We start from the raw sequence: 1493 nt of genomic DNA, 5'->3' as shown, positions 1-1493 counted from the left end.
GTCGACGATGCGAAGAAGGACGGCGACACGCTCGGCGGCATCGTCGAGGTGCTGGCGTACGGCCTCCCGCCCGGGCTCGGCTCGCACGTGCACTGGGACCGGCGCCTGGACGCCCGTCTCGCCCAGGCACTGATGAGCATCCAGGCGATCAAGGGCGTCGAGGTGGGCGACGGATTCGAGACCACGCGCCGTCGTGGCTCGGCGGCGCACGACGAGCTGTTCGCGACCGCTGACGGCATCACGCGCGGCTCTGACCGCGCCGGCGGCACCGAGGGCGGTATGTCCACGGGAACCGTCCTGCGCGTGCGTGCCGGCATGAAGCCGATCGCCACGGTGCCGCACGCGCTGCGCACCATCGACATCGCGACCGGCGACGACGCGACCGCCCACCACCAGCGCTCCGACGTGTGCGCGGTTCCCGCTGCGGGTGTGGTCGCCGAGGCCATGGTCGCGGTCGAGCTGGCGAACGCCGTGCTCGAGAAGTTCGGCGGCGACAGCATCCGTGAGACGCGGCGCAACCTCGACGGGTACCTCGACGGCATCCCCGCGGAGCTGCGCACGACACCCGCGTCCGAGGCGGCGCTCATCGCGCATGACGAGCGAGGCTGACCCGCTGACGCTGGTGCTGGTCGGCCCGATGGCCGCCGGCAAGACCAGCGTCGGTCGACGCGTCGCGCGTCGACTGGGAGTCGCCTTCGTCGACACCGACAAGCGCATCGTCGCGACGCACGGCCCGATCCCTGCCATCTTCGCCGAGCACGGAGAGGCGCACTTCCGCGACCTCGAGCGGGCAGCGGTGGCGGAGGCGCTCTCCGAGGGCGGCGTGATCTCCCTCGGAGGCGGCGCGGTGACGCAGGCCGACACGCGCGATCTGCTCAAGGATCAACCCGTCGTCTTCCTGACGGTGAGCGTCGAGGCGGTGGCCGATCGGCTGCGCGGCAGCAATCGCCCCCTTCTGGCGGGCGAGGAGGATCCGGTCGAGCGCTGGAAGAAGATCTTCGAGGAACGCCGGAGGTGGTACGCCGAGGTCGCCTCGACGACCTTCGACACCTCACGTCGTCCGATGCAGAGGATCGCGGACGACATCGTGACATGGAGGAGAGAGCAGCGATGAGCACGACGACCATCAGTGTCACCGGAAACGATGCCTACGACATCACGATCGGGCGGGGGATCCTGGAGCAGGTCTCCGCTGCCCTCGCGCCGGGTGTGCGCAAGATCCTGGTCGTGCACCCGCCGACGCTCGCGGCGCGCGCGGCCGAGCTGCGCGACCGTCTGCTCGCCGACACCGCCGAGGGGCCGCGCGAAGTGCTTCTCGCCGAGATCCCGGACGCGGAGCAGGGCAAGCGCATCGAAGTGGCCGCATTCTGCTGGCAGGTGATGGGGCAGGCGGACTTCACCCGCAGCGACGCCGTCGTCGGCTACGGCGGGGGAGCGGTGACCGATCTCGCCGGTTTCGTCGCGGCGACCTGGCTGCGCGGTGTGCAGCTGGT

At 70.9% G+C, this 1493-nt stretch carries 2 protein-coding genes and 1 pseudogene; all 3 read left to right on the top strand.

Annotation, left to right across the window (positions count from 1 at the left end; all coding sequences use genetic code 11):
* Positions 1-609: chorismate synthase (locus ACNPM4_RS11165; protein WP_448985750.1), on the top strand; the 609-nt coding region annotated here is incomplete at its 5' end.
* Positions 593-1114 carry a shikimate kinase gene (locus ACNPM4_RS11160; protein ID WP_448985749.1) on the top strand — a complete coding sequence of 174 codons (522 nt, stop codon included), beginning with the start codon at positions 593-595 and terminating at the stop codon, positions 1112-1114. The genes ACNPM4_RS11165 and ACNPM4_RS11160, both read left to right, overlap by 17 nt.
* A pseudogene (locus tag ACNPM4_RS11155) lies at positions 1111-1493 on the top strand (3-dehydroquinate synthase); the annotation flags it as partial. The gene ACNPM4_RS11160 and the pseudogene ACNPM4_RS11155, both read left to right, overlap by 4 nt.

It is taken from the genome of Microbacterium umsixpiens, from assembly GCF_053543675.1.
The sequence above is the reverse complement of the archived record's forward strand: the minus strand, read 5'-3'. Positions and strand labels throughout refer to the sequence as shown.